This is a genomic window from Sporosarcina sp. P26b (assembly GCF_002743245.1).
In the GTDB taxonomy this organism is placed as follows: Bacteria; Bacillota; Bacilli; order Bacillales_A; family Planococcaceae; genus Sporosarcina; species Sporosarcina ureae_C.
This window is the reverse complement of sequence record NZ_PDYW01000021.1, coordinates 27,184-42,491: the sequence shown is the minus strand read 5'-3', so window position 1 is coordinate 42,491 and position 15,308 is coordinate 27,184. Positions and strand designations below refer to the sequence as shown.

Annotated in this window: 13 protein-coding genes; 3 read left to right on the top strand and 10 right to left on the bottom strand. The window is 40.2% G+C overall.

Annotation, left to right across the window (positions count from 1 at the left end; translation table 11 throughout):
- Positions 1-188: 188 nt before the first annotated feature.
- Genes CSV69_RS16915 through CSV69_RS13740 form a run of 3 tightly spaced genes read left to right on the top strand, consistent with a single transcriptional unit; the run spans position 189 to position 3,651 of the window.
- The gene (locus CSV69_RS16915) at positions 189-332 is read left to right on the top strand and encodes a hypothetical protein (RefSeq protein WP_158232679.1); all 144 of its coding nucleotides are present in this window, start codon (positions 189-191) and stop codon (positions 330-332) included.
- Positions 333-383: 51 nt separating this feature from the next.
- Complete coding sequence (locus CSV69_RS13745; RefSeq protein ID WP_099693695.1) at positions 384-1,838, top strand: recombinase family protein; 1,455 nt, start codon at positions 384-386, stop codon at positions 1,836-1,838.
- A 55-nt stretch (positions 1,839-1,893) separates the two neighbouring features.
- Positions 1,894-3,651: a recombinase family protein gene (locus CSV69_RS13740; protein ID WP_233192398.1), complete on the top strand. Its 1,758-nt coding sequence runs from the start codon at positions 1,894-1,896 to the stop codon at positions 3,649-3,651.
- Here the strand turns inward: CSV69_RS13740 and rlmH are convergent.
- From rlmH to CSV69_RS13690, 10 genes are all read right to left on the bottom strand, one after another.
- On the bottom strand, positions 3,544-4,023 hold the full coding sequence (rlmH, locus tag CSV69_RS13735) for a 23S rRNA (pseudouridine(1915)-N(3))-methyltransferase RlmH (RefSeq protein WP_099693694.1): 480 nt from the start codon (positions 4,021-4,023) through the stop codon (positions 3,544-3,546). The genes CSV69_RS13740 and rlmH overlap by 108 nt on opposite strands.
- 411 nt (positions 4,024-4,434) lie before the next feature.
- Positions 4,435-5,691 (bottom strand): S1C family serine protease, encoded by a 1,257-nt coding sequence (locus tag CSV69_RS13730; RefSeq protein WP_099693693.1) that lies wholly within the window; start codon positions 5,689-5,691, stop codon positions 4,435-4,437.
- 106 nt (positions 5,692-5,797) lie between these two features.
- Positions 5,798-6,586 (bottom strand): MBL fold metallo-hydrolase, encoded by a 789-nt coding sequence (locus CSV69_RS13725; protein ID WP_085427679.1) that lies wholly within the window; start codon positions 6,584-6,586, stop codon positions 5,798-5,800.
- An 11-nt stretch (positions 6,587-6,597) separates the two neighbouring features.
- The gene (locus CSV69_RS13720) at positions 6,598-7,410 is read right to left on the bottom strand and encodes a two-component system regulatory protein YycI (RefSeq protein ID WP_099624936.1); all 813 of its coding nucleotides are present in this window, start codon (positions 7,408-7,410) and stop codon (positions 6,598-6,600) included.
- Positions 7,397-8,728, bottom strand: coding sequence for a YycH family regulatory protein (locus CSV69_RS13715; RefSeq protein WP_085427681.1), 1,332 nt, complete (start codon positions 8,726-8,728; stop codon positions 7,397-7,399). Before CSV69_RS13715 ends, CSV69_RS13720 begins: the two co-directional genes overlap by 14 nt.
- Positions 8,719-10,542 (bottom strand): cell wall metabolism sensor histidine kinase WalK, encoded by a 1,824-nt coding sequence (gene walK, locus CSV69_RS13710; protein ID WP_085427682.1) that lies wholly within the window; start codon positions 10,540-10,542, stop codon positions 8,719-8,721. The genes CSV69_RS13715 and walK overlap by 10 nt, the downstream gene beginning before the upstream one ends.
- A gap of 6 nt (positions 10,543-10,548) precedes the next feature.
- Complete coding sequence (gene yycF, locus CSV69_RS13705; RefSeq protein ID WP_085427683.1) at positions 10,549-11,259, bottom strand: response regulator YycF; 711 nt, start codon at positions 11,257-11,259, stop codon at positions 10,549-10,551.
- 247 nt (positions 11,260-11,506) lie between these two features.
- Complete coding sequence (dnaB, locus tag CSV69_RS13700; RefSeq protein WP_369823290.1) at positions 11,507-12,856, bottom strand: replicative DNA helicase; 1,350 nt, start codon at positions 12,854-12,856, stop codon at positions 11,507-11,509.
- Between the two features lie 24 nt (positions 12,857-12,880).
- Positions 12,881-13,327, bottom strand: coding sequence for a 50S ribosomal protein L9 (gene rplI, locus CSV69_RS13695; RefSeq protein WP_085132246.1), 447 nt, complete (start codon positions 13,325-13,327; stop codon positions 12,881-12,883).
- A complete protein-coding gene (locus CSV69_RS13690; protein ID WP_085427685.1) occupies positions 13,327-15,300 on the bottom strand; it encodes a DHH family phosphoesterase in 1,974 nt (657 codons plus the stop codon). Before CSV69_RS13690 ends, rplI begins: the two co-directional genes overlap by 1 nt.
- Between the last annotated feature and the right edge of the window lie 8 nt (positions 15,301-15,308).

The following is a 15,308-nucleotide window of genomic DNA, read 5'->3' as shown; positions in this document are numbered from 1 at the left end:
GAAGAGACTTCTTTACGAGCTGCCTACGTGGCTAAAATGGGGTACGGCCAATACGGATGTACAAAAGGATTCAGTTTTGGTACGAGGGCTTTACGATTACTGGAAGTGCTATATACAAAGAGCCTAGAGAGTACAACAGGGGTTCGGTGAAAATCGACACACTATTTTGATCATAAGGAGGAAATCAATTGATTCTTGATACTGAAGATAAACTAAACAAATTAATATTCGCTGAGACTGATCAAAGTGTTGTTGAAGCAAACAACTTCATAAACTTATTGCTCGAAGTTGCATTAAGCCCCTCTTCCATTTCTATTGAAGAAGGACTTTAATAAACATAAAAATTATGTATATGGGAGCTGGAGACTATAGAGAAAAAAGTAGTGGTTGGATACATCAGAGTCAGTACTGAAGATCAAAAGGAAAACTTTTCACTGGAATTTCAGTCTGAAAAAATAAAAGAATATTGCTTGGATAATGGTTTGAAATTAAAAGAAATATATGAAGAAGTAGGTTCTGGGACAAGTATGGAGAAACGTCCTCGCTTCACGGAAATGTTTAACACTGTATTAAATAGTACCGATATTACACATATTATTGTAGTCATGGACGATAGATTTGCTAGAAATCATAAGGACGCAGTAAACCTCGTAGAGATGTTAAGCACAAAACAGAAATATCTAATTTCAATTGCAGATAACATTAACACGGAGAATCCTGACCAATTGACGTTTTTCTACATGAAATCAGTATTCGCCGAAGCCAATCGCTCGAGAATTGTCTTCAATGTTGAATTTGGAATGCAGCAACGAGCGAAGAATGGTTTGTTCACAGGTGGACGTGTCACTGGTTATGATTCTATTAACAAGAGACTTAAAGTTAATGAACGGGAAAGCGAATTGGTTAAAGACATTTTTAATAGATACGTTAACTCGCAGTGGGGTTACAGAAAGATTGCACTTCATTTAAACCGATTACAACACAAAACTATTAATGGTGAAGAGTGGACAGTATTTGCTATAAGAAATATTTTGTCTAATCCAATTTATACAGGGAAAATCCTCTATAAAGACCATGTCTACCCGGGACGACATAAAGCCATCATCGCAGAAGACATGTGGGAAAAAGCCCAAAGTAGACTTCGAGACAATAACCTTAATAAGGTTATCAAAAATATTGGACTTCACTTTTTGTCAGGGATTATTAAATGTCCAGATTGTGAGGGATCAATGGTTCATCACAAACAAGGAAAATATGCTTACTACCAATGTTCTAATAATAAAAACGGGAAAAGTTGCTCTGCAAATTTGATACCAAAAGCCTATCTTGAGCAAAAGGTATTGGAACATTTACACGAAGTTATGAAATCTCCTACTCTGCAGTCTATTTTTGCTTGCAAGATAACTATGGAAATAAATTCGGAAATAGAGATATGCAAAGAAGCTATAGCAAATGGAAATAAAGAATTAAAATCATTTAATAAGAAGTTGTCCAAAACATACGACCTCTTCTATAAAGATGGTTCTGAATTCCATACAAGACAGATACATCAATTAGAAGCACTTATTCGAGCTTCTGAAGCACACGTAGTAAAAGAGACAGTACTATTGTCGTATCTTTTAAATCGTGACACAGAAAGCTTCACCCAAGATTTCTTTGATAACTTTGACGAAAGATTTAACTCTTGGGATAATAATACAAGGGTTAAACTAGTTCGCTCCCTGTTTGAAAAGATTGAGATAACCAAAGCAGATAAACCCAAAAATCGAAAAGTAAAAAGTATCATAACTTACTTCGATGTAGAGAATCTAGAAAATTTAGTAAAGCTCGAGCTATAATGTAGTCAGGACCCTATTTGGTCCTGACTACATTTTTTTATTTGGAGGGATATCTATGAAGACAATAAGGAATGTTTGTATCTATGCTCGTGTTTCAACAGAAGAACAAGCAACTGAAGGTTATAGTATTTCAGCACAATTGAATATTTTGAAGCAATACGCCCAGCTAAATGGTTGGCATGTAGTAAACGAGTATGTCGATGAAGGTATTAGTGGAAAATCAATACGAGGGCGTCCATCTTTAAATAGACTGATTGATAGTGTATCCCAAGGGAAATTTGATGCAGTTTTAGTATGGAAAATATCTCGACTTTCAAGAAATATGCTAGAAACATTACTCTTACTGGACCAATTTGAAAAAGAAAACGTCAAATTCATTTCCTACTCGGAAAATTTTGATAGCGGAACGCCGATTGGACGTCTAGTCATTCAGCTTATGGCTTCTATTGCGGAAATGGAACGCAACACTTTATCGGAGAATGTAAAATTGGGAATGAAGCAACGAGCTTTAGAAGGCTCATGGAATGGTGGTGTGATTTTTGGTTATGATTCATATGAAAAGGAGTTAGTCATTAACAATGACGAAGCAGAAGTTGTAAAGATGATTTTTGAAATGTATCAAGCAGGGAATGGACTTAAAGCACTTGCAAACAGCTTGAACAAAAGAGGATATCGAACAAAAAGAAATAAACACTTCTCTATTAATGGCATCGCTCAGATATTAGATAATCCAACTTATGTAGGCAAAATAAGATGGTTACAAGTAGAGGACTGGGATACTAAGAGAAGAAAAGGTAAGAATCTCAACCCTATACTAGTCGAGGGCAAACATGAAGCTATAATAGGTGACGAACTTTGGAGCCTTGTTGAATCTAGAAGAAAGAGTAGATCATTTAAACAGAGACAATCTAGCGAACCTTTTCTATTGAGTAGCATCTTACGCTGTCCTGATTGTGATCAAGGAATGGTTCCATCTACCACCACTTCTACTAAAAAAGATGGAACCAAGAAAAAGCATCGCTATTACGTTTGCTCCAACTTTCATAACAAAGGATCTTCTGCCTGTAAGTCAAACGGAATTAGAGCTTATGATACAGAAAATGCACTAATTGAAAGAATTCAGTTCTTCGTAAATAATGAAATCCAATTCAATTCAAAAATCATAGACTTAAATACAAACTCAGTACAATCCGTCACTAATTTGAAAAATGAAATGGTTAGTATTGAGAACAGACTAAGTGAGGTAAAGACACTTCAGACTAAGTATTTAGATGCATTTGAGCAAAGTCTATTTCCAATCTCCATTCTACAAGAGCGAATGCAGCAAGTAGAAGATGAGAAGATTCAGCTAGAACAAAAGAAAGATGAACTGGGCAGTCAGCTAGGCCCAATAGATACTAAAGCTATTCCCCCTGCAATAGTTCGTACTCTTTTGGAAAAGTTTTTAAAGGTGTATGAAGCCTCAACTAGAGATAAAAGAAAGCAACTACTACAGTTGCTCATTTCAACAACTTCAGTTAAACAACAGAAGGATTACCCTAGATCTATAAATGAAATTAACTTAGACTTTGATTTCACAGAAGTCAATTCATCAAAGACGTTCATTCTTATCCATCTATTGTATCGTGAAGATACTGGAGTTGATGTTCCTTCATCATTAGCTTCAAACACTAAAACCTCCTCATATCTGCAACTTTTTTTGCCTCTATTTATGGTACGGTTCCCCCTTAATAATCCGAAACCCTCGATAAATCTGCTCCACCAACACCAACTTCATCAACTGATGCGGAAATGTCATCTTAGAAAACGATAACTTCTCATTCGAACGCTGTAGCACACTACTATGTAAACCCAGTGATCCGCCAATAACAAAGACAATCTTACTTTTACCATACGTCATCAACGAATCAAGACTAGCTGCAAATTCCTCAGAAGTTTTCATTTTCCCGTCGATTGTTAGTGCAATGACATGCGCGTCTGGTGCAATTTTCGCCAGAATTCGATCGGCTTCTTTCTTTTTAACAATTTCCATGTCAGCATCACTTAGTGTTTCTGGTGCTTTTTCGTCCGCGACTTCAATTAATTGCATTTTTGCATAGCTATTTAGGCGTTTTGTATACTCTTCTATTCCTTGTTTCAAATACTTCTCTTTTAACTTACCCACGGTGACAATTGATATATTCACAGTTTATCCACTCACTCTCTAAAAGTTACCCACAATACTTATGCACATATCCACAGGTTAGTCTACATATTGTGTTCGATTATTTGTTCCCTACTACATGTGAAATTCTTTAATTAGTATACCACAACTTTGTGGATAACTTTTCAACCATTATTTGTTTTGAATAGAAAAATACTTTTCATTTCAAATATGCGAATGCTCTAACCTACTGTTCTGTAAGGCTTTAACACTTGTCACTTCAAATTTATTTACTATTTATTACACATTTTATTTTACACAATATTATGCACATTATTTTGATTTTATCCACAATTGGATAACTTCATAAAAAAATCAGGCATCGTAGCGCTTTTTCGCTAGATGCCTGATGTGGACGAGAAGTTGTTCACTATGTGGACAATGTATATTCTCTTAGAACGTATTTCCGTCTTTCAATACCATTTCCAAGTCCAGTTTCTTTCCATCTCGATAAACTGTAATCTTCAATGGATCACCAATTTCTTTTTTATTATACAAATACTTACGTAGACTGACCATATCCGTCACTTTCTCTTCATCCAGCTGAACGATTGTATCATACTTCTTCACTCCGGCTTGTATTGCCGATGAATTCGGCATGACATCTGTTACGACGACACCTTCCGTTACCTTTTCAGGTAAGTTCAATGTTTGTTGCTGTTGCTGAATAGGAATTTGTTGAAGATCAAGTAACGATACGCCCATTGTCGGTCGATTTACTTGTCCTGTTTCTTCTAAGTGTTCGATAATCGGTAATGCAATATTGATTGGAATAGCCAGTCCGATTCCCTCTACTGTTGCCTCAGAGATTTTCATGGAGTTAATCCCGATCAATTGACCTGCCATATTAATTAAAGCGCCACCCGAGTTCCCTGGGTTGATCGCTGCATCTGTCTGCAAGACGTCTGCTTGCCAATCAACGTTTCCATCCTTGTTGAGATCCATTGGAATGGATCGATCTTTACCAGAAATTACGCCAACCGTGACGGATCCCGCAAAGCCAAGTCCTAATGGATTACCGATCGCAATAACTGATTCCCCACGTTTTAACGCATCGGAATCACCGAATTCTATTACTGTATCAACATGTTCTGCATCAATTTCGACAACCGCTAAATCTGTCCACAGATCACTGCCAATTAACTTTCCTTCAACCTTTGTCCCGTCATCAAAACTAATTTCGAGTTGTTCGGAATTCTCTACGACGTGGTGATTGGTGACGATATATGCTTTGTCACCTTCTTTTTTATACAGCACACCAGAACCCGATCCAGCTTCTTGAGTAGACGTTGTGGAAGACCAGAAGTCTTGGACCGTCTGGATATTTGTAATACCAACGACAGCATTTGCAACGTCACCTACAACATCCGTAACTTCGCTTGAGATGTCCATTGATACTTGGGCGTGTTCCGAGTTGCTTTTGACTTCCGTTGTTTTAGACGTAGCAACATCACTAGTACTTGATGAGTCAGTTGCGTACATCATGACCGAAAATACGATGACTCCACCCAATAAGGCACCGAGTAAAGCTGGCCAAAAACTGCCTCTACGTTTTGGTTCGCGTTTCGTTTCAACCGGTGGAATAGGCTGTTGCCGTTCCATTTCTTCTCTTCCTTCTTCTCTTCCTTCTTCTCTTCTTTCATCGTCCATTCGCATTTCCTCCTTATCAGAAAGTATTCCTACACGTACTGTACCCCAATGACTATCTGAAAATGCAAAAAGCCTCACTAATTTAGCAAGGCTTTTCGCATTTTCATTAGACTAGCACGAGTTCCGTGGATTCTGATGCATCCGTATCATGCAAGTGGACAAATTCCCCTGCACGAATGCCGCAGTCTTCAAGGGTCTGTGCTACGCTCATGCGCGCCAAGTCTTTCATATTGTTATCCAAGCTAAGATGGGCTAAATAAATATGCGCTTCTTTTTGAGCAACCACTTCACTCATTGCAACGGCTGCATCTTCATTTGATACGTGGCCCACGTCACTTAAAATACGACGCTTGATCGACCATGGGTAACGTCCCATCTGTAGCATACTGACATCGTGATTGCTTTCGAATACAAAGCTGTCAGCGCCTTGGATGTGGCCTTTCATACGATCGCTAACGTAGCCTGTGTCGGTGATGATTGCCAGTTTACGATCGCCTTCATTGAACGTATAGAACATCGGGTCTGCTGCGTCATGGGATACAGCAAATGACTGGATATCCAGTGAACCAAATGTTTTCACCGTTTCCATGTCGAAATGGAAACGCTGATCAACAGGAATCTCTCCTACTAGTCCGTCCATCGCCTGCCATGTTTTTGCGTTGGCATAGATGGGTGTTTTATACTTCCGGGCAAGTACGCCAATTCCTTTAATATGATCACTGTGTTCATGTGTGACGAAAATGCCGTCAATATGTTTCATCGAGCGATTGATCGATCCGAGCAAACCTTCAATTTTCTTACCGCTCATGCCGGCATCTACGAGAAAAGCGTGCTCATCTGTCTCTATATATAACGAGTTGCCTGTACTGCCACTCGCCAAAATGCTAAATCGCATGTAGAAAACTCCTATTCTATTTGTTCTTCTAACATATCCGATTGGAACTCGATGACTTTTCCTTCAATCGCATTGACGAAGTGCTGTTCAATAGTTCCATCCTTCAATTTTACCTGAACATTCCACGTTGGTGCAAATACTTGCGTTTCCGTGAGCTGAACAAGTGTCGAATAACCTGACTTGACTTGCATAACAGTGGAATCTGGCTTCAATAAACTACGTGTAACAAGCGAAGAAACCGCATCATCTTGTGATAGTAAATCCTTTTTCTGATTAAAACTTGAGAACTCGTCGAGCATGCGCTGTTCGTAATGTGTAACTTTGCCATCCTTGTCCCAGTGCATGATGAGCATGGCGTTGGGACTGTAAAAGATCGTTTCATTCTTGACTTGTTGGAAGAATACAGCATTCTGGTCTTCTTCATCTATATCCCAGAGCACGTAATCTTCACCTTTGAGCACGTACTTCGCCAAGAACTCCTCAAATCCATATTCGCCTTTGTCATCGATCACCTTAACAGACTTTTTCATATGGGACAGTAACCGCGATTCTTCGACTAAGACGATCGATTGATTCGTTAATTTCTTCAAATCATCATTTGAGAATGTTACGACATGCGCAGATAGATACGATACTTCTTTTTTAGTAAATGGGATTGGTTCGTACGTAATATTTTCCAACCTCAAAGTATCTTCGACGGAAGTTTTACTGAGAACCTGCATATTTCCCACATCTAATTGCCGATCTAGATAGAGCCAATACAAGAAGACGTTCAGAATGGAAAAGACAATGATAAAAATGGTTTTAGTTCTATTCCAATCCAATCATGCCACCCCCTTGCGATTCTTCCGGAGCGAAGCGTAACCAGTTATCTTTAATCAGGTAATACCAGCAAGGTTCTAAAACAATCAATTCTTGCTCGACGTCTTGGATCATATAATAGCCCGGTGTGATTTCTTCAATTAGGTCAAAATCTACCTCTTGCGATTCACGCAATGCTTCCGCTACTTCCACTCCTGAAGGCAATTCGTTCTGTTTCGACTCGATTTTCAAGTCCAATTTGTAATAAGGTCGGATATATTTGAACACACGGCCATTTCCCCATGTTTCCGTAATTTCATTTGTGCCGGATTGATCGCTAAAAACAGGTAAGCCATCGACATATAGCTGGAACCGGACGTAACGAGATATCGGATTCATATAGGCATATCGAAATTCATCCGTCCAACCACCATGCTCATTAATGAAATCTATTGTATTCAATAGCAATTCAGATGGTATCGCAATTTCCTGACTTTCTACAGCAGGCATGACATAATTCAATCTTTTAATTTCAGTGTCGATATTCAAGAATGCATGATCATCTCCATACTCTTCATGCGTTGCATCGACTTGATTACGCCGAACTGCATTATTAGATTCACTGAACAAAGCATCGCGGAATTTATTTGGATTGATTTCTTCCTGAATATACGTATTGCGCGCAATCGTCACAGGATCATTCGGTACAGCTAGAAATGGTGCATTGCCACGGTCAATTTCTGCATATTCATCAAATGATTGGCCTACATCTATTACATTACGTAGAAAGTTTGTTTTATTCGGCAGCGTCACTTGTATCTTATAATGCAGACCACTTACCTCACTTAACAAGTGAACGACTGGCGCTTGCGTAGATTGACTCCAGTCGACCACTAGACGATTAAAGGTGGCTTCAGGGATATTGGCGTCATCAACTAGCAATACATTGTCATAGACGAGCATGGGTACTTCACCTGGAAAGTAAAGTGTCATTTGACTAGGTTGACGAAGGATTTGTGCAATCTCAAACTTATTCATTTTTTGACTTACCAATTGTAGTTCAGACAATTCCCATGAATTAATTTCATTCAGAATGGTATCCATCTTTTCTACGTCCACAGAGCCCAATACCTGATCTTTTAAATTGGTAATCATTTTATACGGTTTAATAATCTCATCAATCGTTTTCTTTTCGGAAATGGAAATATCAACAGTCTGCACTTGTTCCATCGGTTCATAATTCGGCGAATAATTCCAGACTGCAATAGTGAACAACACGCTCAGCGAGACGAGCAACAGTAATACAATGGATTTAATTGGTTCAATATACTTCAATCCCACTCACCATCCTCTTGTTGTTCAAATGGAAGCTTGAAGAAGATGGTTGTCCCTTTCCCTTCTTCACTCTGCGCCCAAATCTCTCCTTTATGCGCTACAATCATTTCCTTAGCGATTGCAAGACCGAGACCGGTTCCGCCAAGTGCACGTGATCGCGCACGATCGGCACGATAAAATCGGTCAAAAATTCGATTGACATTAGATTTTGGAATACCCATTCCATCATCTGAAATCATCACTTTAATATAATCGCCCGAGACGGTTACACCGAAGCGTACTTCGCCGCCATCTGGTGAATATTTCAAGGCATTAGAAATAATGTTGTCTAATACTTGTGTTAATTTATCTGTATCAATCTCCACAAATAAACTACTTGAATACAGATTTCGTGTGAATCGGACATTTTGCGACTTCGAGAATTCAAAACGCTCTATAACCGCATTAAAGAATCGGTTAAATTCTACCCACTCTTTATTCAATTCGTATTCTTTACTATCCATACGTGATAGTTTCAACAAGTCATTGACGAGACGGATCATTCGCTCCGTTTCATTTTGCGTGACACGTAAGAAGTTCGGCGCAATTTCTTCGTTGCGCCAAGCACCTTCCGCTAATGCGTCCAGATAACTTCGCATGGTTGTGAGCGGTGTGCGTAATTCATGAGAAACGTTCGATACAAATTCACGACGTTCCATATCAATCTTTTCTTGCTCTGTATTGTCATGCAATACAATGATCAAGCCGTTGACGAACCCTGTTTCACGCTGCGTGACGGAGATTGTCGCACGCAAAATATACGCTTGGTCTTCTGTACTGAAGTCGAGTGGAATGGATTCTTTCATTTGAATTAATTCTTCAAATGTATATTCCTCATCAATACCTAGAATACTGGCGATTGGTCGATTAATCACAAGATCGTTCGTCACACCAAGCATTTGAAGGGCAGAGTCGTTAATCAGGCTCACCCGTCCTTTACGATCGGTTGAAATGACTCCGTCTGTCATATTCTCCAGAACAGATGCCAACTTCCGCCTTTCGCTCTCAGTGGTGGATTGCGATTCTTGCAGCTGGTTAGTTAAGTGATTAAATGCGATGGCCAGCTGACCCATCTCATCCGTTCCATACACTTTAACCTTTCGGGTGAAGTTCCCTTTCGCCATTGCCTGTGCTTGTCGCCGCATATCTGAAATAGGTCGGGTGAATGCTCTTGCAATGAAGATCCCTACTATAATCGTAATGATGAGAGAAACGGCTGCTGATCCCGCCAATATTCGATTGATTTCTTCAATTTGCTTGAAGACTGATTCGATATTGGCTTCTACATAGAGTGATCCTATAATTTCATTGCCATTTTCAATCGGTTGGGCTAACGAAAGTACACGATTATGTGACTTGGGATCAAGCGTGATGATGTCTTTTATACTCCCTGATGTAATGGACTTACGCACATTATCATTCGTTGAATGTTGGCCAACTTTCATCTGATTTTCGTATGCAGTTGTAGCTAAAATTCGATATTTGGAGTTGATGACACGTATTTCAATAATATCGTCTGAAGTGAATTCGACTAACACATCTTTTAAACTTTGTTCAAGTGTGACATCGTTATCATTCCGCTTTTTTATGAGTTCTTCTTTTACACTGAACTCGACTAAATTCATCCGGTCTACAATCGAATTTGTAAAATTATCTTTTAGTGTTTGTTCCAGTTCACGAGCAAAATATAACCCAATAATCTGCATAGACACAAGAATAAGCAAGACGTAGATCAAGACAAATTTGACTTGAATCGATCGAAAAAAACCTACCTTATGCATAGTGGTTTACTCCTGTTCCGGGTCGCGTAAGTAATAGCCTACACCGCGTCTTGTAACAATCCAGCTTGGATGGCTTGGTGTATCTTCAATCTTTTCACGAAGGCGTCGAATCGTTACATCAACGGTTCGTACATCACCGAAGTAATCATAGCCCCATACAGTTTGTAGTAAGTGTTCACGTGTCATTACCTGACCGATATGTTTTGCCAAGTAATACAGTAATTCAAATTCACGATGCGTTAGTTCAATTGTAGTACCACGCTTTTGAACGAAGTATGCGTCCGGTTGGATGACCAGTTGTCCTACAGTGATATCATTCGTTTCTTCTTCCTGGTCCTCTGCGATCGTTCTTGCATGACGACGCAAATTAGCCTTAACACGAGCAATTAATTCTCTTGTTCCGAACGGCTTGGTTACATAATCGTCTGCGCCTAGCTCAAGCCCTAAAACCTTATCAATTTCCGAGTCCTTTGCAGTCAGCATGATGATAGGGAAATCATGTTTTTTTCGTACTTCTCTACACACCTCCATGCCGTCGCGTTTAGGCAGCATGATATCTAGAAGCATAAGGTCTGGCTGGATTTCTTCTACGCGATTAATGGCATCTTCACCGTCATATGCACAAAAGACGTTGAAGCCCTCCTTTTTCAGATTGAATTCTATAATGTCTGCGATGGGTTTTTCATCGTCTACGATAAATATTGTTTTATTTTGCATGATTTTTTCCTTTCTAGCCATAATTGGCAATGAATTTTGGACGTTGTACACTTATACGGCACAACGAACACTTAACGATCTTTTCTATGGGTACAACCTTATTCTAAAGCTGAAATATATCATTCCATATCCTTTAACTCTATCATGATTTGTGTGAATTCGCACTTTTTCAGATAGGGGTGGCTAGCTTGGAACGATGAAAAAACAGCACGCTCTTTCTACAGTCGTAGAAGAAGAGCGTGCTGTTTTATTCGTAAGACGGAGGTGATTCATGCTGACTCCAGTCAATATTAAGAAATTTATTGTATTCCTTTGCAAATGCCAAGGTAACAGTACCAGTTGGGCCGTTACGTTGCTTGGCAATAATGATTTCAATCATGTTTTGCATTTCAGTTTCTTTGTCATAGTAGTCTTCCCGGTAGAGGAAGGAGACGATATCGGCATCTTGCTCAATACTTCCAGATTCCCGAAGATCGGACATCATAGGGCGCTTATCTTGGCGTTGCTCTACTCCCCGTGATAGCTGAGATAGTGCGATGACTGGAATTTTCAATTCCCGCGCCAAGGCTTTCAGTGAACGGGAGATCTCAGATACTTCTTGCTGACGGTTATCACTGCCACGTCCGCTTCCCATGATCAGCTGCAAGTAGTCGATCATGATCATACCTAGACCGTGTTCTTGTTGAAGTCGTCTGCATTTTGAACGTATTTCATTGATACGGATACCTGGGCTGTCATCAATGAAAATTCCTGCATTGGATAACGATCCCATCGCCATAGTCAGCTTGCGCCAGTCATCGGCTTCAAGATTCCCCGTACGAAGCACTTGCGCATCTATGTTTCCTTCTGCACAGAGCATACGCATAACGAGCTGTTCCGCTCCCATCTCGAGACTAAAAATCGCAACATTTTCATCTGTCTTGGTTGCCACGTTTTGCGCCACGTTCAACGCAAACGCAGTCTTACCGACGGAAGGACGAGCCGCCACGATGATCAAGTCATTACGTTGGAAGCCTGCTGTAATCTTATCCAAGTCACGGAATCCGGTTGGAATACCCGTTACATCACCTTTACGTGTATGCAATAATTCAATATTGTCATACGTCTCTACTAGTACATCTTTAATATGACGGAAGTCACCTGCGTTTTTTCGATTGGATACTTCCATCATTTTCTTCTCGGCTTCACCAAGTAAGGCTTCTACTTCGTCTTCCCGGGTGTAGCCATCTTCCACAATATCAGTTGCAACGCGAATCAATCTGCGCAACAAAGCTTTTTCTTCCACAATGTTTGCATAATAGACAATGTTTGCTGCAGTCGGAACCGCGTTGGCAAGCTCTGTAATATATGAAATGCCCCCGACGTCTTCGAGCTCATTTTTCACTTTGAGCTCTTCGGCGATTGTCACCAAATCGACTGGTTGACCTCTGTCGTTCAATACAAGCATGGTTTCGAAAATCTTTTTATGCGCGATCCGATAAAAGTCTTCCGGCAACAATATTTCAGATGCGGTAATCAGTGCCTGTGGCTCTAAAAATATTGCCCCAAGAACCGACTGCTCTGCTTCGTTGTTATGCGGAGGTGTGCGCTCGATCATCTGGTTCAAGCTATTATCTCCTTATCATTCTTCTGTAACATGCACTTTAAGTGTAGCTGTTACATCAGGGTGCAATTTGATCGGAACATTTGTAAAGCCAAGTGCACGGATTGGCTCAGGTAATTCCATCTTACGGCGGTCAACTTTAATTTTGTTTTGCTTTTCCAACGCTTGTCCAATTTGTTTGGACGTAATAGAACCAAATAGACGACCGTCTTCGCCAGTTTTTGCCTGTAGCTCTACAGTCAGCTTTTCAACTTGCTCTTTTAATTCTTTAGCTTCTGCCAACTCTGCAGCTGCATCTTTCTTCTGACGTTCCTTCTGGCCTTGCAACTTACTTAAATTACCTGGCGTTGCTTCAACCGCTACATTATTTTTCAATAAAAAGTTTTGTGCGTAGCCTGTTGAAACCTCTTTCACTTCACCTTTTTTACCTTTTCCTTTAACGTCCTTCAAAAAAATAACTTTCATCATTCATTTCCCCTCTCTACGTATTGATCTAGTGTATTCTTTAACAGAATTATGGCTTCATCTATTGTCTCTACACCTAATTGGCAGGCCGCGTTTGTTAAGTGACCGCCACCACCCATGTCTTCCATTATGACTTGAACATTCAACTCACCTAATGAGCGGGCACTGATACCAATTTTCCCGTCATCACGCTTCGCGACAACAAAGGATGCTGAGATGCCTTGCATCGTTAGGAGTATATCTGCCGTTTGAGCAATCAATACGGAACTATGCACAACGTCCTCTTGCCCTTTCGCAATCGCAATATCTCCATTCCCTGCAAATTCAACAGTCTCAATCAGTTTTGAACGTTCAATATATGTCGTGATATCTTCTTTCAGTAGACGTTGCACTAGTATCGTGTCTGCGCCATGCGTTCGCAAATAGGAAGCAGCTTCGAATGTCCTAGCACCTGTTCTAAGTGTGAAGCTTTTCGTATCCACCACAATCCCTGCAAGCATGGCAGTGGATTCCAGCATCGTCAATTTTTCATTTTTCGGCTGATACTCGAGCAATTCAGTCACAAGTTCTGCCGTAGAAGACGCGTACGGCTCCATATAGACGAGCACAGTATTATTGATAAACTCTTCACCGCGTCGATGATGGTCGATCAATACGACTTTCTGCGCCTTCTCCAGTACACGTTCTTCAATAACCATGCTTGGCTTATGCGTATCGACTATAACGACTAACGAACGCTCTGTCATCAATTCCAATGCTTCTTCAGGCATTAACATATGATCATATAGTTCTTCATCTTGCTGTACCTCATCCATCAGACGACTGACGCTAGCATCGAGCTGGTCAAAATTAACAACAACATATCCTTCTACACCGTTCATACGCGCCATCTTACGTACACCAATCGATGCACCAATGGCATCCATGTCCGGCATCTTATGACCCATAACAAAGACGCGGTCACTATCCTGGATTAAATCACGTAACGCATGTGAGATAACGCGTGCACGCACACGCGTACGTTTTTCTACTGGGTTTGTTTTACCCCCATAGAATTTCAGTTTTCCGTCATGGTGCTTAATTGCTACTTGGTCTCCGCCACGTCCTAGAACCAAGTCAAGACTCGACTGTGCCAGCTCACCAAGCTCTGTAAGCGACGTTGTTCCTGTACCTACCCCAATACTCATCGTAAGAGGTACGCTATGTTTAGACGTGTTCTCACGAATCGTATCAAGCAATGCAAACTTGGTTCTTTCTAATTGTTCAAGCGTCCCTTCGTTAAACACTGCTAAAAAGCGTTCAGATGATATTCGTTTAACAAATACTCCATACTCATCCGCCCATTGGTTAACTAAAGACGTAACAAGGGAATTCATCTGGCTTCGTGTTTGATCATCCATCGTCTGAGATAGTTCATCATAGTTATCAACCAATAGAATTCCAATTGTCGTTCTATCAGCATAATAAAGGGATTGAATCTTCACGCGCTCCGTTACGTCAAATAGATAGAGTAGCTTTTCTTCGGGCTTAAAGTACACACGATATGAGCGATCATTTAATACGATAACGTCTTGCTCACTGTCTTCTTTAATTACTTGACGGAATGATTCGTTCATCTCGTAAAGTTGTGATCCAATCCAAGTTTTGTCTGGATAGATAGAGTTTATAAATGGGTTGACCCATTCAATTAATTGCTTATCATTGAGCAAGATAATCCCAATGGGTAATTCCAGTAACGCTTCTTCCCCTACCTTTTTCATTCGATAGGATAGGGTCTCTATATACTTCTCGGTTTCCAGATAGCTATCATTCTCTACTTTCCAGGCAACTCCAAGTGCGAGCGCATAGGCGAGCGCAAAAAATAGGCCAACCCAAAAGTTCAATAGCATCAGGAGTACAGAACCTACTCCCCCAAGCAGTGATAAGATGGCTAGTGGGATCCGTATCGCTCGTTTTTTATAAAATATATTCACTGTCTCAT

Coding starts and splice junctions, on each gene's coding strand:
- CSV69_RS13740 (WP_233192398.1), top strand. CDS start 1,894: ATGAAGACAATAAGGAATGTTTGTATCTATGCTCGTGTTTCAACAGAA.
- walK (WP_085427682.1), bottom strand. CDS start 10,542: ATGCATAAGGTAGGTTTTTTTCGATCGATTCAAGTCAAATTTGTCTTG.
- CSV69_RS13730 (WP_099693693.1), bottom strand. CDS start 5,691: ATGGACGATGAAAGAAGAGAAGAAGGAAGAGAAGAAGGAAGAGAAGAA.
- yycF (WP_085427683.1), bottom strand. CDS start 11,259: ATGCAAAATAAAACAATATTTATCGTAGACGATGAAAAACCCATCGCA.
- rplI (WP_085132246.1), bottom strand. CDS start 13,327: ATGAAAGTTATTTTTTTGAAGGACGTTAAAGGAAAAGGTAAAAAAGGT.
- CSV69_RS13725 (WP_085427679.1), bottom strand. CDS start 6,586: ATGCGATTTAGCATTTTGGCGAGTGGCAGTACAGGCAACTCGTTATAT.
- dnaB (WP_369823290.1), bottom strand. CDS start 12,856: ATGATCGAGCGCACACCTCCGCATAACAACGAAGCAGAGCAGTCGGTT.